Origin of the sequence: Corynebacterium otitidis ATCC 51513, from assembly GCF_000296405.1 — a bacterium.
GTDB classification, from domain to species: Bacteria; Actinomycetota; Actinomycetes; order Mycobacteriales; family Mycobacteriaceae; genus Corynebacterium; species Corynebacterium otitidis.
In genome coordinates this window covers 395,300-413,149 of the sequence record NZ_JH815193.1, presented here as the reverse complement: position 1 = coordinate 413,149, position 17,850 = coordinate 395,300, and the positions used below count along the sequence as shown (strand labels likewise).

The 17,850-nt window shown below is 73.7% G+C and carries 18 protein-coding genes and 1 tRNA gene; 8 read left to right on the top strand and 11 right to left on the bottom strand.

The features are described 5' to 3' along the window. Positions 1 to 20 precede the first annotated feature (20 nt). The 4 genes from HMPREF9719_RS04710 to HMPREF9719_RS04695 form a co-directional block, all read right to left on the bottom strand. A tRNA-Arg gene (locus tag HMPREF9719_RS04710) sits at positions 21 to 97 on the bottom strand. A gap of 93 nt (positions 98 to 190) precedes the next feature. Further along, on the bottom strand, positions 191 to 2,113 hold the full coding sequence (locus HMPREF9719_RS04705; RefSeq protein ID WP_004600831.1) for an ATP-binding cassette domain-containing protein: 1,923 nt from the start codon (positions 2,111 to 2,113) through the stop codon (positions 191 to 193). Positions 2,114 to 2,116: 3 nt separating this feature from the next. Next, positions 2,117 to 2,911, bottom strand: coding sequence for a molybdate ABC transporter substrate-binding protein (gene modA / locus HMPREF9719_RS04700; protein ID WP_004600830.1), 795 nt, complete (start codon positions 2,909 to 2,911; stop codon positions 2,117 to 2,119). A 231-nt stretch (positions 2,912 to 3,142) separates the two neighbouring features. Next, positions 3,143 to 3,409, bottom strand: coding sequence for a MoaD/ThiS family protein (locus HMPREF9719_RS04695; RefSeq protein WP_038075414.1), 267 nt, complete (start codon positions 3,407 to 3,409; stop codon positions 3,143 to 3,145). Between the two features lie 85 nt (positions 3,410 to 3,494). Between HMPREF9719_RS04695 and HMPREF9719_RS04690 the strand changes: the two genes are divergently transcribed. The 3 genes from HMPREF9719_RS04690 to HMPREF9719_RS09725 all read left to right on the top strand — a co-directional run bounded on the left by HMPREF9719_RS04690 (position 3,495) and on the right by HMPREF9719_RS09725 (position 5,753). Beyond that, positions 3,495 to 4,718 carry a molybdopterin molybdotransferase MoeA gene (locus tag HMPREF9719_RS04690; protein ID WP_004600828.1) on the top strand — a complete coding sequence of 408 codons (1,224 nt, stop codon included), beginning with the start codon at positions 3,495 to 3,497 and terminating at the stop codon, positions 4,716 to 4,718. Positions 4,719 to 4,783: 65 nt separating this feature from the next. Further along, complete coding sequence (locus tag HMPREF9719_RS09730) at positions 4,784 to 5,305, top strand: MogA/MoaB family molybdenum cofactor biosynthesis protein (RefSeq protein ID WP_004600827.1); 522 nt, start codon at positions 4,784 to 4,786, stop codon at positions 5,303 to 5,305. After that, positions 5,298 to 5,753 (top strand): molybdenum cofactor biosynthesis protein MoaE, encoded by a 456-nt coding sequence (locus HMPREF9719_RS09725; protein ID WP_004600826.1) that lies wholly within the window; start codon positions 5,298 to 5,300, stop codon positions 5,751 to 5,753. Before HMPREF9719_RS09730 ends, HMPREF9719_RS09725 begins: the two co-directional genes overlap by 8 nt. A 46-nt stretch (positions 5,754 to 5,799) precedes the next feature. On the opposite strand, the gene mobA is transcribed toward HMPREF9719_RS09725, so the two are convergent. The 3 genes from mobA to HMPREF9719_RS04665 are packed head-to-tail and all read right to left on the bottom strand — an operon-like array spanning position 5,800 to position 8,215. After that, on the bottom strand, positions 5,800 to 6,393 hold the full coding sequence (gene mobA / locus HMPREF9719_RS04675; protein ID WP_004600825.1) for a molybdenum cofactor guanylyltransferase: 594 nt from the start codon (positions 6,391 to 6,393) through the stop codon (positions 5,800 to 5,802). Beyond that, the gene (gene moaC / locus HMPREF9719_RS04670; protein ID WP_004600824.1) at positions 6,386 to 6,883 is read right to left on the bottom strand and encodes a cyclic pyranopterin monophosphate synthase MoaC; all 498 of its coding nucleotides are present in this window, start codon (positions 6,881 to 6,883) and stop codon (positions 6,386 to 6,388) included. Before moaC ends, mobA begins: the two co-directional genes overlap by 8 nt. Positions 6,884 to 6,937: 54 nt before the next feature. Further along, entirely contained in the window at positions 6,938 to 8,215 is a 1,278-nt protein-coding gene (locus tag HMPREF9719_RS04665) for a molybdopterin molybdotransferase MoeA (RefSeq protein WP_004600823.1), read from the bottom strand. 136 nt (positions 8,216 to 8,351) lie between these two features. Between HMPREF9719_RS04665 and HMPREF9719_RS04660 the strand changes: the two genes are divergently transcribed. From HMPREF9719_RS04660 to HMPREF9719_RS04650, 4 genes are all read left to right on the top strand, one after another. Further along, positions 8,352 to 9,596: an arginine deiminase gene (locus HMPREF9719_RS04660; RefSeq protein WP_004600822.1), complete on the top strand. Its 1,245-nt coding sequence runs from the start codon at positions 8,352 to 8,354 to the stop codon at positions 9,594 to 9,596. Between the two features lie 148 nt (positions 9,597 to 9,744). Further along, positions 9,745 to 9,906 carry a hypothetical protein gene (locus HMPREF9719_RS09625; protein WP_004600821.1) on the top strand — a complete coding sequence of 54 codons (162 nt, stop codon included), beginning with the start codon at positions 9,745 to 9,747 and terminating at the stop codon, positions 9,904 to 9,906. Between the two features lie 137 nt (positions 9,907 to 10,043). Next, positions 10,044 to 11,057, top strand: coding sequence for an ornithine carbamoyltransferase (gene argF, locus HMPREF9719_RS04655; RefSeq protein ID WP_004600820.1), 1,014 nt, complete (start codon positions 10,044 to 10,046; stop codon positions 11,055 to 11,057). Positions 11,058 to 11,201: 144 nt separating this feature from the next. Continuing rightward, on the top strand, positions 11,202 to 11,687 hold the full coding sequence (locus HMPREF9719_RS04650) for an arginine repressor (protein ID WP_004600819.1): 486 nt from the start codon (positions 11,202 to 11,204) through the stop codon (positions 11,685 to 11,687). An 88-nt stretch (positions 11,688 to 11,775) separates the two neighbouring features. Here the strand turns inward: HMPREF9719_RS04650 and HMPREF9719_RS04645 are convergent, their stop codons facing one another. The 4 genes from HMPREF9719_RS04645 to moaA all read right to left on the bottom strand — a co-directional run bounded on the left by HMPREF9719_RS04645 (position 11,776) and on the right by moaA (position 15,976). Continuing rightward, the gene (locus HMPREF9719_RS04645; RefSeq protein ID WP_004600818.1) at positions 11,776 to 13,074 is read right to left on the bottom strand and encodes a dihydroorotase; all 1,299 of its coding nucleotides are present in this window, start codon (positions 13,072 to 13,074) and stop codon (positions 11,776 to 11,778) included. Between the two features lie 101 nt (positions 13,075 to 13,175). Further along, complete coding sequence (locus HMPREF9719_RS04640) at positions 13,176 to 14,111, bottom strand: aspartate carbamoyltransferase catalytic subunit (RefSeq protein WP_004600817.1); 936 nt, start codon at positions 14,109 to 14,111, stop codon at positions 13,176 to 13,178. Beyond that, positions 14,108 to 14,677 carry a bifunctional pyr operon transcriptional regulator/uracil phosphoribosyltransferase PyrR gene (gene pyrR, locus HMPREF9719_RS04635; RefSeq protein WP_004600816.1) on the bottom strand — a complete coding sequence of 190 codons (570 nt, stop codon included), beginning with the start codon at positions 14,675 to 14,677 and terminating at the stop codon, positions 14,108 to 14,110. The genes HMPREF9719_RS04640 and pyrR overlap by 4 nt, the downstream gene beginning before the upstream one ends. Before the next feature lie 198 nt (positions 14,678 to 14,875). Next, entirely contained in the window at positions 14,876 to 15,976 is a 1,101-nt protein-coding gene (gene moaA / locus HMPREF9719_RS04630) for a GTP 3',8-cyclase MoaA (protein WP_038075420.1), read from the bottom strand. Positions 15,977 to 16,169: 193 nt separating this feature from the next. On the opposite strand from moaA, the gene argS reads away from it, so the two are divergent. After that, on the top strand, positions 16,170 to 17,822 hold the full coding sequence (argS, locus tag HMPREF9719_RS04625; RefSeq protein ID WP_038075424.1) for an arginine--tRNA ligase: 1,653 nt from the start codon (positions 16,170 to 16,172) through the stop codon (positions 17,820 to 17,822). The last annotated feature ends 28 nt before the right edge of the window (positions 17,823 to 17,850 follow it).

Here is a 17,850-nt window from a genome sequence, read left to right as displayed (position 1 = left end):
GCGGCGGCTGTAATAAGAGGTGGTGTCCCCGACAGGATTCGAACCTGCGACCTTCGGTACCGGAAACCGATGCTCTCATCCACTGAGCTACGGAGACGAGACCCGCCCGAGTTATAAGGCGGCCTCGTTGCCAGTCGTGGCAACAGGAGGAACCCTACCACCGGCCAGGCGGGGCGCGGAAACCCGCTGGCTACGCGGCACGCACCGTGGCCTGGCTGGCGTCGATGGCGAGGCGGACCTCGGTGCCGAAGGTGAGGCCCTCGCTTGCGACGAGGCGGGCGGGTACCCCGAGGGTGAGCCGCGTGCCGCCGAGATCGACGCTTACGGGGCACATGCCCCCAGCCTGGGAGCTTAAATCGACGATCGTGGCGCGCCACGGGCCCTCCTCGTCGAGGGTCACAGCCGTGGCGGGCACGAACGCGACCGCGGGCCCGCCGGCGACGGGCGCGTGCTCCCCGCCGGGCCGCGCGGGGAGGGTGAGTCCCTCCGTCTCGAGGCGGCCGGCGCCGCCCGCGTCCTCGCGGTAGGTGCCGGCGATGCGGTTGGTGCCGCAGAGCCGGACCGCGAAGTCGGTGGGCGGGGCGGCGAAGAACTCGCCGGCGTCCTGGTCGTCGACCGGCCAGCCCCCGGAGACCGTCACCACGCGGTTCGCGAGCCGGGCGATCTCGCCGAGCTGGTGGCTGACGATGATCGTCGTGCGGTCCCTAGCGGTGGCCTCGAGCAGGCGGTGCCAGCGCTGCTCGGAGACCCGGTCGACCGCGGCGAGCGGCTCGTCGAGGACGAGCGTCGCGGGCCGCGCGGCGAGCGCGCGCACGAGCGCGACCTGGGCTGCCTGCCCGCCGGAGAGCTGCGGCACGGGCATGGCGGCGACCTCGCTAAGCCCCGCGGCGGAAAGAAGCTCGCCGGTGCGCTCCTTGTCGCGGGTGACCATCGTGATGGCGCCGGCGGCGGTCGTCGTGCGCGGCAGCCCGGGGTTTTGGGTGAGCATGACGATGCCGCGGCGGTGCGCGGGCACCGGCCTGCCGCGCCCGTCGGTGAGCTCCCGGTCGCCGGCGTGGACGTCCGCCCCGGCGAGCCGCCCGGCGATCAAACCTGCGAGCGTGGACTTGCCCGAGCCGTTGGGGCCGACGAGCACGCTCGTCTCCCCGGCGGGCAGGGTGATCGCCGAGCGGCCGCCGGAGTCGCTCTCGGAGTGGTAGCGCACGGCGATCGCGGGGGCCTCGGTGCCCTCGGGCGGGCGGACGAGGGCCGCCAGGCGCTCGATATCGCCCTCGTCGATGCTCGCAGGCGTGGCCTTGTGCTCCTTTGCGAGCAGCACCGGCAGGTTCGCGATGAGTAGCACGATGAGCGCCATGAGCAAAAGCGCCGCGGCGAGCACGTAGGCGCGGTCGAGGTCGGACTGGCGCTCGACGTAGATGCCCACGGGCAGGGTGCGGGTCTCCCCGGGAAGGGAGCCCGCGAACGTCAGGGTCGCGCCGAACTCGCCGAGCGAGCGGCTAAGAGCCAGGCCCGCGCCGGTCGCGGTCGCCGGGCCGATGGCGGGCAGCACGATGCGCCACCAGATGCGCCTGGGGCCCAGCCCCAGCCCGGCGGCGGAGGCGACGACCTCCCGGTCGATGCTGCGCAGCGCGGAGTCCGCGGAGATGACGACGAACGGCAGGCAGATGAACACGTGCGCGGCGACAACCCCGGCGAACGTGAAGGAGAACTGCACGCCGAGCGCGTCGAGCAGCGGGGCCGCAACCCCGCGCCTGCCGAGCGCCGCGTTGAGCGCCATGCCTGCCACGACCGGGGGCATGGCCAGCGGCAGCAGGACGAGCAGCCGAACGATCGCCGCGCCGCGGCGGCTCGCGGCGATCCACCCGGCGAGCGGCACGCCGAGCATCGTGGAGATCACCGCGGTGAGCACGCCTGCCACGAGGCTCAGCCGCATCATCTCGAGGGTCTCGGGGTCGGTGAGGACCTCCCCGAAGCGGTTCCAGGAGACGCGGAACGCGAGCGCTATGAGCGGGACGACGACCACGGCGAGGGCGATGAGCCCCACCGCGATGACGCCGCCGGGCGCGGGCCGGTGCGCGGGTCTGGGCGCGGCGGCCGCGTTGCTGCCCGCCACGGGCTAGTCCTGGGTCGGGAGGAAGCCGTGCTCCTCCCAGATCTCGGCGAACTCCTCGCCGGTGAGGAGGTCGAGGAGCGCCTTAGCGCCCTCGGGGTTCTGCGGGTCGGCGGTGAGCGCGCCGAAGAGGGTGTTCTGGTGCTCCTCCGCGCCGGGGATCTCGATGATCTGGACCTGGTCGCCGGCGGAGGCGGCGTCGGTGCGGTAGACCCAGCCGGCGTCGACCTCGCCGGAGGCGACCTTCTCGAGCACGTCGGTCACGGATGGCTCGAGGGTGTCGGGCTGGAGCTCGAGGCCGAGGGACTCCTGGATCTGGCCGGAGACGTTGCCGCAGGGCACCTCCTCGTCGCAGAGCGCGAGCACGGTGTCCTCGTCCAAGTCCTCGACGCTGGAGATGTCGGCCGGGTTGTCGGCGGGCACGACCATGACCATCTCGTTGTGGGCGAGCTCCTCGGGGTCCTGGACGACCTCGGAGTCGACGGCGCGGTCCATGGTGCGCTGGTCGGCGGAGACGAACACGTCGGCCGGGGCGCCCTCCTCGAGCTGCGCGACGAGCTCGGAGGAGCCGGTGTTGACGATGTCGACGTCAAAGCCCTCCTCGGCGAGGCGGTCGGTGATCTCGTCGTTGAGCACCGAGGTCGAGGCCGCGGCGTAGAGCGTGATCGTGCCGCCGTCCTCGGAGCCGGCGGCGTCGTCGGCCTGGTTGTCGGCGGCGTCGTCGGCGCAGGACGCGAGCGCGAGCCCCAGGGTGAGGGCGGCGCCGGCGGCGAGCGCGCGGGTGGGTCGGGTGGAGATCATCTCGATCGGGTCCTTTCCCTAGCTAACGGGTCCTTTCCCTAGCTAATATGTGAGTCGCGGTCAGTTATCGTCCGAGGCGGCGCCCGGGGCGCTCCTCGCGCGGCGCGGGGCGGAGCCTCTCGGCGCGCGTGGGCCCGCCGGGGTTCCTCCTGCCTTGGGGAGAAAGTATAGCTTTCCCAGGTGAAGTAGCGGCGGGAACAAGCCCCGCGCCAGGTGGCCGGAAGGGGCCGGTCAGCCGCCGGCGAAGGGCGGCATAACGTCGACGGTGGAGACGCCGCCAAGCGCCGCGTCCTCATCGAGGCGCCGCCCGTCGCCGAGGAAGCTGCAGCGGGAGAGCACCTCGGCAATCCCGGTGCCGGCTTGCGTCGCTCCGCCTCGCCGGGAGAGCTCCGCGACGAGCCCGCCGAGCGTCTCAGGGGGATGATCGATAACGACGCGCTCGGCGCCGGCGGCCTCGCGGGCGCCGGCGTAGAGCCGAACCACAACGGCCACGGCCATCGCCTCCTTAACAGTCGCCTCGCGTTGCTTATCGTGCCGTCCCGCCCAGCCTAGCCGCGGCGGCCCCGCTAGGCTGGGGCGCACCATGGCCGAGAACCCAGCACCGAGGCGCTCCCTTAAGGAGCACGTCGCCGCCGCCCGCGCGCTGCTGAGCGGGCCGCGGGTGGCGCGCGTGCCGGCCGCGGACGCGCTCGGCCGGGCGCTGGCCGTCGACGTCGCGGCCGCGGAGGACTCCCCGCGGTTCACGAACTCGCAGATGGACGGCTACGCGCTGCGCGAGGATCAGCGCGGCGGCGGGCGGTTCCGCGTCGGCCCAACGATCCCCGCCGGCGCCGACCCTAAGGACGTCGCGCCCGATCCCTGGGCCGGCGACGTCGTCCTGCCGGTGATGACCGGGGCGCGCCTGCCCGAGGGCACGGCCGCGGTCGTGCCCGTCGAGCGCGGCGAGCCCGGCTCCTTCGACGCCGCGGAGCGCGCCGGCGTCGCCCTCCCCGCCGCGCCCCAGGGCCAGTTCGTCCGGCCCCGGGGCTCGGACCTCAATGCGGGGGAGCGGCTGCTCGCCGCCGGGGCGCGCGTCAATCCCGCGACGGTGGGGCTGCTCGCCGCCCAGGGCATCGGCGAGGTGCCCGTCGTCGCGCCCCGCCGCGTGGTCGTCGCCACCGGCGGCGACGAGGTCGGCGCGCCCGGCGCCGCCCGCATCCGGGACGCGAACGCGCCGCTCCTGGCCGCGCTGCTGTCCGCCGCCGGGATCGAGGTCGCCGGCCACGTCGCCATCGCCGACGACCCGGCCGTCCTCGCGGATCGGCTCTCGGCCGAGATCGAGCGCACCGCGCCGGACGCGGTCGTGAGCTCCGGGGGAATCAGCAGGGGCCGCTTCGAGCCCGTCCGCGAGCTCCTCTCCGGCGGGTGGGTGGGAACCCTGCCGCAGCAGCCCGGCGGCCCGCAGGGCCTCGGGCTCTTCGGCGGCGTGCCCGTCATCGCGCTGCCCGGCAACCCCGTCTCCACGCTCGTGAGCGGCAGGCTTATCGCCCTGCCCGCCCTCGCCGACGAGCCGGGCTGGGCCAGTCCCGCGGCCGCGCTCCTCGACGGGGAGGCCGAGGGGCTGCCCGACGACCGCACCCAATACCGCCGCGCCGTGCACCGCGTCGACGAGGCCGGACGGCTCGTCGTGCGGCTGCTGCCCGGCACCGGCTCCCACCTGCTCGCCCGCGCGGAGCCGGCGACCTGCCTCGCCGCCGTCGCGCCGGGCGCGCGGCTGCGCCCCGGCGATACGGTGGGGGCCTACCCGCTCTATTCGCCCCGCCTCTAGCGGGGTTTGGCGCGCCGGGCGCGCGCGGCGCGGGAGACGACACGAAGACACCAAGGAGGACGGGCATGGCCGAGCAGATCCCCGGGCGCGGCGTCGTCATCGTCGCCTCGACCCGCGCGGCGCGGGGCGTCTACCGCGACGAGACGGGCCCGAGGCTCGCCTCGTGGCTCGAGGGGCGTGGCCTTGAGGTCGGCGAGCCGAGGGTCGTCGCCGACCGCGACGTCGCCGCCGCCGTCGCGGAGGCGCTCGCCCCGCCCAGGCCCCGGGTGCTCATCACGACCGGCGGCACCGGCATCGGGCCGGAGGACCAGACCGTCGAGGCGGTCTACCCGCACCTCGAGCGGGAGCTCCCCGGCATCGTCCAGGAGCTCATCCGCCGCGGCGTCGAGCACGGGCCCGCCAGCGCGGTGCTCACCCGCGGGGTCGCGGGGCTGGTGGGCGACACGTTCGTCGCGACGCTGCCCGGCTCGCCGGGCGCGGTGGAGGACGGCATCGCCGTCATCGATCCCATCCTCGGCCACCTCGTCGGGCAGGCCCGCGGCGGGGAGAACCACGCGAATCACGGGAGCCACGGCAACCATGGCTAGCCCCGAGGCGGAGGACGCCGGCGGCCGGCTCGCCGGCTCGCTCGTCACGGCCGATCCCCTCGAGCCTCTCGCGGCGCCCGCCCGCGACGAGGTGCGCACCGACCATGCGGGCGCGGTCGTCACCTTCGAGGGCGTCGTGCGCGACCACGACGGCGGCCGCTCGGTGCGCCGCCTCGACTACGAGGCCCACCCGGCCGCCGAGGAGGAGCTCGCCGCCGCGTGCCGGCGGGTGCTCGCCAAGAACCCCGGGGTGCGGGCCTGGGTTGGGCACCGCACCGGGGCGCTTGAGCTGGGGGAGCTGGCGTTCCTCGTCGCCGTCGCGGCCGCCCACCGCGGCGCGGCGTTCGCCGCGTGCGCCGCGCTCGTCGACGAGGTGAAGGCCACGGTGCCGATCTGGAAGAGGCAGCTCTTAAGCGACGGCTTAAGCCAGTGGGTGGGCCTCGAGTAGATCGCGCCCGGCGGCGGCGCTGCGCCGCATCCCCCTTGACTCGGCACTAGTCGCGGCCGGGGAGCTCCACCCGGCCGAGCGCCTCGAGCTCGCCGGGGGAGTCGTAGTCGCGGGCCAGCTCCTCGAGGTTCTTCCCGCGCACGGGCGCGGCGAACGCGCGGGATAAGAGCCGGCGCGCCGGCTGGTCGCGGACCTCCCGGAGCTCGCCGAGCGCCCGGGAGAGCGCCGCGGTGCGCCACAGCGCGCACAGCGGGTCGCCCGAAACGTGGCACACGCCCGCCCCCGCCGCGCGGTCGAGGCCCGCCGCGAGCGCGGGCAGGGCGCCTGCGGCGTGCGGCGCGTCGACGGTGAGCACCGCGGTGAGCGGGTACGTCTCGTCGAGCGCGGCGGCGATGCCGGCGACGGGCCCGCCGAAGGGCGGGCGCTCGCTGACCTCCCGCACGCGGCCGGCCGCGACGCCTAGCGCCACGGGGCTCACGACGCTCACCAGCCCCGCGAGCGGCTCTAGCGCGCCTACTGAGAGGTCCACCAGGCGGCGCCCGTCGAGGCGCACCTCGGCCTTGTTCGCGCCCATGCGGGTGCTCTCCCCGCCAGCGAGCACGACCGCGTGGAGGCCCGGGATGAGCGGATCGCTACTCATGGGGCAGCTCCCTGCTCCAGTCCCCGGAGCGGCCCCCGGACTTCGCGACGACGCCCGCGCGGCGCAGGTAGGCGCTGCGGTCGACGCCCTTGACCATGTCGACGAGCGCGAGCGCCGCGACCGTGACGGCGGTTAAGGCCTCCATCTCGACGCCGGTGCGGTCCGCGGTGCGCACGGTCGCCTCGATGGCGACGTGGTCGTCGTTGATCTCGAGGTCGACGGCCGCGCCGTGCACCCCGATGCGGTGCGCGAGGGGAAGCAGGTCGGGGGTCTTCTTCGCCGCGGCGATGCCTGCGACCCGCGCGACGGCGAGCGCGTCGCCCTTGGGCACCGTCCCATCGCGAAGCGCTTCGAGGATCTCTGGGGAGCAGGCGACTTCCCCGATCGCGGTCGCGGAGCGCACCGTGGGGGTTTTGCCGGTGACGTCGACCATGCGGGCTTCGCCGCGCTCGTCGATGTGCCCGAGCCTGATCTCCTCGCTCGCCGCCATGGGCCATCGCCTCCCTGTTCGTCTCGCGCCGCCGGCGCCGGCGGGCTTCTCGTTTTAGCCGCGGCCGGTGAGAAGGACCGTGGCCTCCCCGCCGTCGCCGACGGGCTCGTCGGCGACGATAGCAATCCCGCCGGCGCCGGGGAGGGAGGCGACGAAGTGCGCGGCGCGTCTGCCGGGGCGAACTTCGCCGCTTACCCAGTCGATGGCGACGGGCAGGGCGCGCAGCCCCTCCCAGGGCCTCGGCAGCCCGCCGGGGACGCGCAGCCGGCAGCGCGGCCGCTCGAGGATCGAGGAGGGGCGCGGCCCGCCCGCGGCCGCGGCGAGCGCGGGACGGGCGAAGAGCTGGAAGCTGACCCACGCGGCCACCGGGTTGCCCGGCAGGCAGACCACCCGGGCTTCCTGGCGCCCGCCGGGGACGGGCCAGTGGCCGTGGCCCTGCGGGCCGCCGGGGCGCAGCCCCGCGCGCCGAAACGAGAGCCTGCCGGTGTCCTCCCCGAGGGCGCGCACGACGTCGCGGTTCCCCGCGGAGATCCCCCCGGCGGTGAGGACGACGTCGAAGCCCGCGGCCGCCTCGTCGAGGACGCGGCGCAGCGCCTCTGGGTCGTCGGGCGCGTGGAAGCGCGCCGCGCGGGAGGCGAGCCCCGCCTCGCCGATCGCGAGCTCGAGCATCGGGCCGTTCGAGTTGGGCACCGCGCCCGGGCCGGCCTCGGCGCCGGGGGCGGTCTCGTCGCCGGTGGTAACAATCGCGACCCGGGGCAGCGGGTGGGCCAAGACCTCGTCGATGCCCGCGGAGACGAGCCCCGCGGCCGCGGCCGCGTCGAGGCGCGTGCCCGCCTTCGCCGCCGTCACTCCTTCGGCCAGCTGCTCGCCGCGGCGGCGGATCGCCGGGCGCGACGCGTCGGGGTGGGGGATCGTGACGGCCTCGGGGAGGGGGAGGTAGGTGCCGCGCGGGGCGTCGGTGTCCTCGACGGGGACGACGACGAGCCCCTCGCTGGGCTCGGGGACCGGACCGCCGGTGGTGATGCGGGCGGCCTCCCCGGGCCCGGGGCGCGCCGGGCGGCCCCCGGCGGGCGCCTCCCCGCGCACGCTCAGCGTCACCGGGCCGTCCGCGTCGAGGTCGGCCGCGCGGACCAAGAACCCGTCGAGGGCCGCGTTGTCCTGCGGCGGGACGGGCAGCCGGCCCTCGGCGTCGGCGGCGAGCCAGCCCGGCCGCGCCGCCTCGTCGCCGCCGGCCAGCCAGCCGGAGGCCCCGGCCCGGAACGCGCGGGCCGGGAGGGTAGGGGTCGCGGCGAGGACCTCGCGGAGATAGTCGTCGGCGGAAACCATGGCCATGCCCGACCACCCTAGCCGCGCCACCGACCCGTAGGCTGGGTCACAGTTTTCACTGGTGTTTATCTTCACCCCGCCCAGCGGGCCGCGCCCCAAGGACGCGGTCGGAGGGCGGGGCGCGACGGAAAGGGGCGAGCCCATGGGCCGGGAGATCGGCGTGTACTCGGAGTCGGGGCGGCTACGCGAGGTCATCGTCTGCGCGCCGGGGAAGGCGCACCGCAGGCTCACGCCCTCGAACTGCGGGGAGCTGCTCTTCGACGACGTGTTATGGGTCGAGCAGGCCGAGCGCGACCACGCCGAGTTCGTCGCCGCGATGCGCTCGAGAGGCGTCGTCGTCCACGAGCTGCGCGACCTGCTCGTCGAGGTGCTCGACGACGAGGCGGGCCGAAAGTTCGTGCTGGGCCGCAAGCTCGAGGCCCGCACCGTGGGCCGCGGCACCGGCGAGGAGCTCGCCGAGTGGCTCCTCGGCGTCCCCGCCGGGGAGCTCGCCGACTACCTGCTCGCTGGACTCGCCTACGGGGAGCTCCCCGACGAGGCCGTCGGACAGAACCTCAAAGGCCTGCGCGACCTCCACGAGCCGACCGACTTCCTCCTGCCGCCGCTGCCCAACGCGCTCTACACCAGGGACACGACCGCGTGGCTCTACGACGGGGTGTCGCTCAACCCCATGTACTGGCGCACCCGCCGCCAGGAGACCCTGCTTACCGAGGCCGTCTACCGCCACCACCCGCTCTTCAAGGACCGCGAGTTCGAGATCTGGTTCGGCGGCGACGGCCACGAGACCCAAGGCCTCGCCGCCCTAGAGGGCGGGGACCTCATGGCGCTCGGCAACGGGGTGGTGCTCGCCGGCATGGGGGAGCGCACCTCCTGGCAGGGCGTCTCCCAGCTCGCCTACGAGCTGCTCACCCGGGGCGCGGCGACGAGCGTCGTCGTCGCCGCGATGGAGAAGCGCCGCGCCGCGATGCACCTCGACACCGTGCTCACGTTCCTCGACCGGGATCTGGTGACCTACTACCCGCCCGTCCTCGACGAGGCGGTGCCCCTCGTGCTCACCCTCGGCGCCGGCGGGCGTCTCGCCGTGGAGCGCCAGGACGGCCACCTGCTCGACGTGCTCGCCGAGAAGCTCGGTCTCGGGAAGCTCCGCGCGGTGTCCACCGGCGGCGACCCGTACGCCGCGGAGCGCGAGCAGTGGAACGACGCGAACAACCTCGTCGCCCTCGAGCCGGGCGTGGCGATCGGCTACGACCGCACCGAGGCCACCAACGAGAAGCTCGTCGACGCCGGCGTCGAGCTCATCACCATCCGCTCCGCGGAGCTCGGCCGGGGCCGCGGCGGCGGGCACTGCATGACCTGCCCCGTGCTGCGCGACCCGGTCGACGACTAGGCGCCGGCCCGAAGGCCTTCCCGGGGCCGCGGGGTGTCGCGGATTTCGTTAGTGTGTTGTAAGTAACCATATTTTGATGTGTTCTATGCCACGGAAGCGCGCTCGGCTTGCGGATCGGGCTCGTCGCCGGGGCGGGGAAGGAGATCCAATGATCGAGCTCATCGTGCTGCTCGTCTATATCGCCATCGTCGTGGCCCTCGTGTACTTCGGGGTCTCCGTCGTCAGGGGGCTCAAGGAGTCGCGCCGCAACCAGGAGGAGATCATCGCGCTACTCAAGGAGCGCCGGGGAGGCGAGGGGCCGAGGCGCTAGGACCGCGCCGGCTCCGGAAAAGACCCCGATCCTCACCCGCGACGCGGCCCCCGCGGCGGGCGGCTCCGCTAGAATTCGGCGGGGTAGACTGCCAGGTTGCTGTAACTTTCGACAGAGAAACTATAGGGAGAGTCGCCATGCCCCAGCCTCCGAACGTCGTCTCGAGCCTCAAGGGCCGGAGCTTCCTCGCGATCAGGGACCTCGAGGCAGAAGAGATTCGCGGGCTCGTCGACTCCGCGGCGTACTTCAAGCGGCTCAAGGAAGCGGGCGAGCCCCACCGCCTGTTAGAGGGCAAGAACATCGTCCTCATCTTCGAGAAGACCTCGACGCGCACCCGCGCCTCGTTTGAGGTCGCCGGCTCGGACCTCGGGCTCGGGGTGACCTACCTCGACTCGCGCACCAGCCAGATGGGCGACAAGGAGTCCATCGCCGATACCGCGCGGGTGCTCGGCGGGATCTACGACGCCATCGAGTACCGCGGCTTCGGCCAGGAGATCGTCGAGGAGCTCGCCGAGCGCTCCGGGGTGCCGGTCATCAACGGGCTCACCGACGAGGCGCACCCCACCCAGACGATCGCCGACCTGCTCACCATCGCCGAGCACGCCCCCGGCGGCATCGAGGGCGCGAAGGTCGCCTACTTCGGCGACGCCCGCAACAACGTCGCCAACTCCCTGCTGGTTGGCCTGGTGAAGCTCGGCGTCGACGTCGCGTTCGCCGCCCCCGAGGGCCTCCAGCCCGCCCCGGAGCTCCTCGACTGGGCCCGCGCCGAGGCGAAGAACACCGGCTCGACGCTCACCGTCACCACCGACCCCGCCGAGGCGGCCGCCGGGGCGACCGCGCTGTACACCGACATCTGGGTCTCCATGGGCGAGCCCGAGGAGCTGTGGGCCGAGCGCATCGAGCGGCTCAAGCCCTACCAGGTGACCAGCGAGCTCGTCGGCTCCGCGGCGGACGGCGCGATCGTGCTGCACTGCCTGCCGGCTTTCCATAACAAGGACACCACGATCGGCGCCGCCGTCGCCGAGCGCTTCGGCCTCAACGAGCTGGAGATCACCGACGAGGTCTTCGAGTCGGCGGCCTCGAAGGTCTTCGAGCAGGCCGCGAACCGCATGCACACCATCAAGGCGATCATCGCCGCGACCCTCGCGTAGCCGGCGCGGACCGAGTCGTTTCCGTCCGTCCGAGCTGGAAGTGCTCGCCGGTCCCGGGCGGTGGCGCCGCGTGGGGCTAGGATCCTTGGAGTAACCGTCGTCCGCGATGACCGCCCAGCCGCCGAGAGGAGCGCGCCGAACCCGATGATCCCGCAGTCGCGCCTGGCCAGGCACCAGAAGATCCGCGATATCCTCGCCGCCGAGGAGATCCACAACCAGGTGCAGCTCGCCGAGGCGCTCGGGGAGTTCGGCATCGAGGTCACCCAGACGACCCTCTCGCGCGACCTCGACGAGATCGGGGCGCGCAAGATCAAGCCGGCCGGCGGGGGCAAGGCCCGCTACGTCGCCGACCCCGAGACCGAGCCCGACCCGGGCGGCGGCGCGGAGCTCGAGCGGCTGCGCAAGCGCATCCGGGAGCTCGCAGTCGGGCTCGACTACTCGTGGTGCTTCGCGATGCTGCGCACCGCGCCGGGCGGCGCGCAGTACCTGGCGAGCTTCGTCGACCGCGCTGACCTGCCCGAGGTCGTTGGCTGCACCGCGGGCGACGACACGATCTTCCTGCTCGCCCGGGAGCCCGCGACCGGCAAGGACGTCTACGAGATTCTCCGCGGCCTGCGCGGCGAGGACTAATTCCAGAACCGCCGGCCGGCCGGCGGCCTGGTCGCCGCGCGGCGGGCGCGCCGGCGACGAGGCCGTCCGTCCGGCGCGCTTCTTCTCGCTAGCGCTGGTAGGTGACCCGGCCGCGCAGCACGGTCGCCTCGACGCGGCCGTGGAACTCGCGCCCGGAAAACGGCGTGTTTGTGGACTTGGAGGCGAACTCCTCGGGGCGCACCGTGACGGCGGCCTCCGGGTCGATCACAGCGAGGTTCGCCGGCTCGCCGGGCGCGACGGGCCGGCCGTGCCCGGAAAGGCCCGCGATGCGCGCCGGCCGCTCGGAGAGCACCGCCGCGAGCCAGCGCCAGTCGGCCAGCCCCGGGCGGATGAACGTCTCGACGAGGGCGGGAAGGGTGGTCTCCAGGCCGACGAAGCCGGGCGTCGCGTGCTCGAGCTCGCAGGCCTTCTCCTCCTCGGCGACGGGGCGGTGGTCGCTCGCCACACAATCGATCGCGCCGCCGAGCAGCGCCTCGCGCAGCGCCTCGACGTCGGAGGCCTCCCGAAGCGGCGGCTCGACGCGCATCTCGCCGCTCGCGGCGTCGACGACGGAGTCGTCGAGCAGCAGGTGGTGCGGCGTCGTCGAGCAGGTGAGCTCCACGCCGGCCTCCTTGGCGAGCTCAACGATCCTGGCGGAGCCCGCCGTGGTGATGGGGAAGAGGTGCAAGGCAGCCCCGGCGTCCCTCGCCAGCAGCGCGTCGCGCGCGACGACGGCCTCCTCCGCGGAGCGGGGCTGGCCGCGCAGCCCCAGCCGGTCGGCGCGCGGGCCCTCGTGGGCGCACGCCGACTCGGCGAGCCGCGCGTCGACGGGGCGCTCGGCGATAAGGGCGCCCTGGCCGCGGGCGTACTGCAGCGCGCGGCGCAGGATCACCGGGTCCGCCACCGAGCCCGGCTGGTCGCTAAAGAGCCGCACCGCGGCCTTCGAGCGCGCCAACAGGCCCATCTCGGTAAGAGTCTCCCCGGCGCCGCCGCGGGTGATGGTGCCCGCGGGCTGCACGTCGACGAGCCCCGCCTCGAGGCCTGAGCGCCACACCGCCTCCGCGACGATCGGGTCGTCGAGCGCGGGCTCGGTGTCCGGCGCGGCGACAAGCGCGGTGTAGCCGCCGCGCGCCGCGGCCGCCGAGGCGGTGGCAATCGTCTCGTCGCGCTCCGAGCCCGGCTCCCCGAGGTGCGCGAACAGGTCGACGAGCCCGGGCACCACGACCGCGCCGCGCGCGTCGAGGCGCCGCTCGGCGGGGGCGTCGCTCCCCACGGCGGCGATGACCCCGTCCTTGATAAGAAGCGTGGTGGGCTCGCCCTCGCCGTAGGGGCGGGCGTTGTCGATGGCCAGCGTGTCCGGCTGGGCTTCGGTCTGTGGAGTCGTCATGGTGGTGGCGAGCCTCTTTCCGTCTGGTGCGGGTGGTGGGTGCCGGGCCCCGCCCCGGGACGCTTCGGGCCCGGGGCGGGGAGTCGTTTTTTAAAAGTCTCTTAGGCGTCGCGGGTCTCGGCGAGCAGGGCGAAGAGCACCGCCATGCGGGTGTGCACGCCGGTGGCGACCTGGTCGAGGACCGTGGTGTTGGCCCAGTCGGCGACGCCGTAGTCGATCTCCATGCCGCGGATCATCGGGCCGGGGTGCATGATCACCGCGCCGGGCTTCATCGCGTCGGCGCGCTTTTCGGTGAGCCCGTAGAGGGCGGTGTACTCCCGCTTCGAGGGGAAGAACCCGCCGTGCATCCGCTCGGCCTGGACGCGCAGCATCATCACCGCGTCCGCGTCGGGGAGCTCCGCGTCGAGGTCCGCGGTCGAGCGCACCGGCCAGCTGTCCACGCTCGCGGGCAGGAGGGTGGGCGGCGCGGCGAGGACGACCTCCGCGCCGAGGGTGGTGAGTAGGTCGACGTTCGAGCGCACCACCCGCGAGTGCAGGCAGTCCCCGGCGAGTACGACCTTTTTGCCCTCGATGGAGCCGAGCCGGCGGCGCAGGGTCACCGCGTCGAGGAGCGCCTGGGTGGGGTGCTGGTGCTGCCCGTCGCCGGCGTTGATGACGCTCGGGCCGTTGCCGTCCGCGTCGACCGCCTCTTTGAGGTGCTTCGGCGCCCCGGAGACGGGGTGGCGGATGACGATCGCGTCGGCGCCGAGCGCGCGCAGCGTGAGCCCGGTGTCGCGCAGCGACTCGCCCTTCTTCACCGAGGACGAGCCCGCGGAGATATTCATCGTCGTGGCGCTGAGCTGCTTCGCGGCGGTCTCGAAGGAGGAGCGGGTGCGCGTCGAGTTCTCGTAGAACAGGGTGTAGACGATGGTGCCGCGCAGCGTGGGCAGTTGGCGCACCGCGCGGCCCTCGAGGGCCTCGGTGAAGCGGTCCGCCTCGTCCATGATCGAGGTGATCTCTCCCGCGGAGAGGTCCCCGATGCTCAAGAGATGCTTCACTGCTCGTCGCCGCCTTCCTTCTCGCCGGGCCGGGTGAGCACCACCGCGTCGCGGCCGTCGAGCTCGGCGAGCAGCACGTCGACGTCCTCGTGGCGGGAGGTGGGCAGGTTCTTGCCGACGTAGTCGGCGCGGATGGGAAGCTCCCGGTGGCCGCGGTCGACGAGTACCGCGAGCTGCACGGCCGCGGGCCGGCCGAAGTCGCGCAGCGCGTCGAGCGCGGCGCGCACCGTGCGGCCCGAGTAGAGCACGTCGTCGACGAGCACGACGAGCGCGCCGTCGATCCCGCCCTCGGGAAGCCTCGTGGGGCGAAGCGCCCGGTGCGGCTTGTCCTTCAAGTCGTCGCGGTAGAGCGTGACGTCGAGCTCGCCGGTCGCGACCGCGCGCCCGGAGTGGCGCTCGACCTGCTCCGCGAGGCGTGCGGCCAGCGGCACCCCGCCGGACGGGATGCCGATGAGCGCGACCTGGGGTCCGTCCGGCGCGTCCAGCGCGGTCTTCTCGATGATCTGGTGCGCGATGCGCACGATCGTTCGCTGCACCTGTTCGGCGCTTTGGATCTCTCTCGGCATGATCGGGCCGAAGACCTCCTTCTCCGCCTCGCCGGGCGGCCCGTTAAAGGATGTCGAAAACCGCCCGCAACCCTAGCACGGGCTAAGGCCCGCCGGGGCTGGGATCGACGGCCCTCTCGCCGCGCGGCCCACGGCGCCATCCTTATAAGGGAGGAGGAGGCCGGGGCCCGCCCGGCCTCCGCGGGGCAGGGGCGAGCCCTACCCCCCGATCGCGGACATGCGGCGCCGCGGCTGCACGAAGCTCGGGTCGTCGATGCCGTGGCCGGGCTTCTTTATCGCCATCGCGCCGGCCCACGCCTCGGCGAGCTCCTCGTCGCTCGCGCCGGCGCGCATGAGGTCGCGCAGCGAGGTCTCCTCGCTCGCGAAGAGACACGAGCGCACCGCGCCGTCGGTGGTGAGCCGGGTGCGGTCGCAGTCCCCGCAGAATGGCGCGCTCACCGAGGCGATCACCCCGATCGTGCCACTCACCCCGGGGCGCTTGCGGTCCCGGGCGCGGAAGACCTCCGCGGGCGCGGAGCCGCGCGGGCGCCGGGCCGGCTCGAGGTCGAGGCGCTCCTGGAGCCGGTCGAGGATGTCGTTCGCGGTGACCATGCGCTCGCGGTCCCAGCACTCCGGGGGACCCAGCGGCATCTGCTCGATGAAGCGCAGCTCCAGGCCCCGCTCGAGGGCGAAGAGCGCAAGCTCAACGACGTCGCCGTCGTTGATGCCGGGCATGACGACGCTGTTGATCTTCACCGGCTCAAGCCCCGCCTCGAGGGCGGCGTCGATGCCGGCGAAGACGCCCTCTAGCCGGTCGCGGCGGGTGAGCCGCGCGTAGTTCTCCCGGTCGATCGTGTCGAGGGAGATGTTCACCCGGTTAAGCCCCGCCTCCTTGAGGCGGCGGGCCTTCTTGTCGAGCCCGAGCGCGTTCGTCGTGATCGCGGTCTCCGGGGGAGCGTCCTCGTCTGTGGCGAGCTGCTTGGTCGCGGCGACGATCTCGGGCAGGGAGCGGCGCAGCAGCGGCTCCCCGCCGGTGAAGCGCACCTGCCGGATCCCGAGGCGCTCGACGGCGAGAGTGATGAGCCGGATGGTCTCCTCGTCACTCAGGGTCTCCGGGGTGGGGATCCACTCCAGGCCCGCCGCCGGCATGCAATAGGTGCAGCGCAGGTTGCAGCGGTCGGTCAGAGAGACCCGCAGGTCGCGCGCGACCCGCCCGAAGGCGTCCTCGAGCAGCCTCGGGGCGGCCGCGGCCCGCGGTCGATTCCCCCGGCCGGGGCGCGGGGGCATCGTCGGGGTGGGGAGCGCAGCCGGAGAAGTCATTGGACGGATCATGCTAGCCGCGCCCCGCCGCACCGGCAACGGGTTTAGCTTCCCCATTAAAACTGTCTCGGGTCGCCCGGAACCGCCCGGCGCCGCGACGCGGGCGGGCGCGCCGGGCGCGTGGCTCTATACATGCCCCGATTGCCCCGGGCAGCGGCGCTGGGGGAGGGGCCGTTCGCTACGATTTGGGGCCATGACTCCGAAGACCCTCGCCGAGCTCATCGCCCGCCACGCCCGGGCGCAGCTTAAAGCCCACGACCTCGACCCCGACGCCGTCGCCGAGCCCGTCACCGTCGAGCGCCCCCGCAACCCGGAGCACGGGGACTACGCGACGAACGTGGCCTTGAAGACCGCGAAGCGGGCGGGCACCAACCCCCGCGAGCTCGCCGGCTGGCTCACCGAGGCGCTCGGCGGGGAGGACGGCATCGCCGAGGCCACCGTCGCCGGGCCGGGCTTCGTCAACATCCGGCTCGCCGCCGACGCGCAGGGCGAGATCGTCCGCCAGATCTTGAGCGAGGGGCAGCGCTTCGGGGCGCTCGACCTGTACGACGGTCAGCGTTTCAACCTGGAGTTCGTCTCCGCGAACCCGACCGGGCCGATCCACCTGGGCGGGGCGCGCTGGGCGGCGGTCGGCGACGCGCTCGGCCGGGTCTTCGAGCACGCCGGCGCGGAGGTCACCCGCGAGTACTACTTCAACGACCACGGCACCCAGATCGACCGGTTTGCCGCCTCGCTGTTGGCTGCGGCGCGCGGCGAGCCCACCCCGGAGAACGGCTACGGCGGCGCCTATATCGGGGAGATCGCCCGCGCCGTGATGGAGAAGCGCCCCGGCGTCGAGGAGCTCCCCGACGAGGAGGCGACCGAGGCGTTCCGCGCCGACGGCGTGGAGATGATGTTCGACCACATCAAGTCCTCGCTGCACGAGTTCGGCACCGATTTCGACGTGTTCTTCCACGAGAACTCGCTCTTCGAGTCCGGCGCCGTCGACCGCGCGATCCAGACGCTGAAGGACAACGGCAGCCTCTATGAGGCGGACGGCGCGTGGTGGCTGCGCTCCACCGAGCACGGCGACGACAAGGACCGCGTCGTCATCAAGTCCGACGGCAACGCCGCCTACATCGCCGGCGACATCGCCTATGTCGCCGACAAGATCGAGCGCGGCCACGACCTGTGCATCTACATGCTCGGCGCCGACCACCACGGCTACGTCTCGAGGCTCAAGGCCGCGGCCGTGGCGCTGGGGTATCGCGCCGAGCAGGTCGAGGTGCTCATCGGCCAGCTCGTCAACCTCGTGCGCGACGGGAAGCCGGTGCGCATGTCCAAGCGCGCCGGCACGGTCGTCACCCTCGACGACCTGGTGGAGGCGATCGGCGTGGACGGCGCGCGCTACGCGCTCATCCGCAGCTCGGTGGACGTCTCCCTGGACATCGACCTGGACCTGTGGGCCTCGCAGTCCGCTGAGAACCCCGTCTACTACGTGCAGTACGGCCACGCGCGGCTCTGCTCGCTGGCCCGCAAGGCCGAGGGCACCGGCATCGAGGACGTCGAGCCGGACCTCGGGCTCCTCGACGGGGAGCGCGAGGGCGAGCTCATCCGCACGCTCGGGGAGTTCCCCGACGTCGTTAAGGCCGCCGCGACCTTGCGCGAGCCGCACCGCATCGCCCGCTTCGCGGAGGCGCTCGCAGGGGCGTTCCACCGCTTCTACGACACGAGCCCGATCCTCCCGCGCGGCGGGGAGGAGCCTGGGGCGCTGCACGCCGCGCGCTTCGCGCTGGCCACCGCGACCCGCTCGGTGCTCGCCACCGCGCTGGGGCTCCTCGGGGTCACCGCCCCGGAGCGCATGTAAGACCCCACCCGGCCTTACCCGGCCGCCC

Excerpts from the sequence above, each read along its gene's own strand:
- modA (WP_004600830.1), bottom strand. The coding sequence starts at position 2,911 with ATGATCTCCACCCGACCCACCCGCGCGCTCGCCGCCGGCGCCGCCCTC.
- HMPREF9719_RS04695 (WP_038075414.1), bottom strand. The coding sequence starts at position 3,409 with ATGGCCGTGGCCGTTGTGGTTCGGCTCTACGCCGGCGCCCGCGAGGCC.
- HMPREF9719_RS04690 (WP_004600828.1), top strand. The coding sequence starts at position 3,495 with ATGGCCGAGAACCCAGCACCGAGGCGCTCCCTTAAGGAGCACGTCGCC.
- HMPREF9719_RS09730 (WP_004600827.1), top strand. The coding sequence starts at position 4,784 with ATGGCCGAGCAGATCCCCGGGCGCGGCGTCGTCATCGTCGCCTCGACC.
- HMPREF9719_RS09725 (WP_004600826.1), top strand. The coding sequence starts at position 5,298 with ATGGCTAGCCCCGAGGCGGAGGACGCCGGCGGCCGGCTCGCCGGCTCG.
- mobA (WP_004600825.1), bottom strand. The coding sequence starts at position 6,393 with ATGAGTAGCGATCCGCTCATCCCGGGCCTCCACGCGGTCGTGCTCGCT.
- moaC (WP_004600824.1), bottom strand. The coding sequence starts at position 6,883 with ATGGCGGCGAGCGAGGAGATCAGGCTCGGGCACATCGACGAGCGCGGC.
- HMPREF9719_RS04665 (WP_004600823.1), bottom strand. The coding sequence starts at position 8,215 with ATGGCCATGGTTTCCGCCGACGACTATCTCCGCGAGGTCCTCGCCGCG.
- HMPREF9719_RS04660 (WP_004600822.1), top strand. The coding sequence starts at position 8,352 with ATGGGCCGGGAGATCGGCGTGTACTCGGAGTCGGGGCGGCTACGCGAG.
- HMPREF9719_RS09625 (WP_004600821.1), top strand. The coding sequence starts at position 9,745 with ATGATCGAGCTCATCGTGCTGCTCGTCTATATCGCCATCGTCGTGGCC.
- argF (WP_004600820.1), top strand. The coding sequence starts at position 10,044 with ATGCCCCAGCCTCCGAACGTCGTCTCGAGCCTCAAGGGCCGGAGCTTC.
- HMPREF9719_RS04650 (WP_004600819.1), top strand. The coding sequence starts at position 11,202 with ATGATCCCGCAGTCGCGCCTGGCCAGGCACCAGAAGATCCGCGATATC.
- HMPREF9719_RS04645 (WP_004600818.1), bottom strand. The coding sequence starts at position 13,074 with ATGACGACTCCACAGACCGAAGCCCAGCCGGACACGCTGGCCATCGAC.
- pyrR (WP_004600816.1), bottom strand. The coding sequence starts at position 14,677 with ATGCCGAGAGAGATCCAAAGCGCCGAACAGGTGCAGCGAACGATCGTG.
- moaA (WP_038075420.1), bottom strand. The coding sequence starts at position 15,976 with ATGACTTCTCCGGCTGCGCTCCCCACCCCGACGATGCCCCCGCGCCCC.
- argS (WP_038075424.1), top strand. The coding sequence starts at position 16,170 with ATGACTCCGAAGACCCTCGCCGAGCTCATCGCCCGCCACGCCCGGGCG.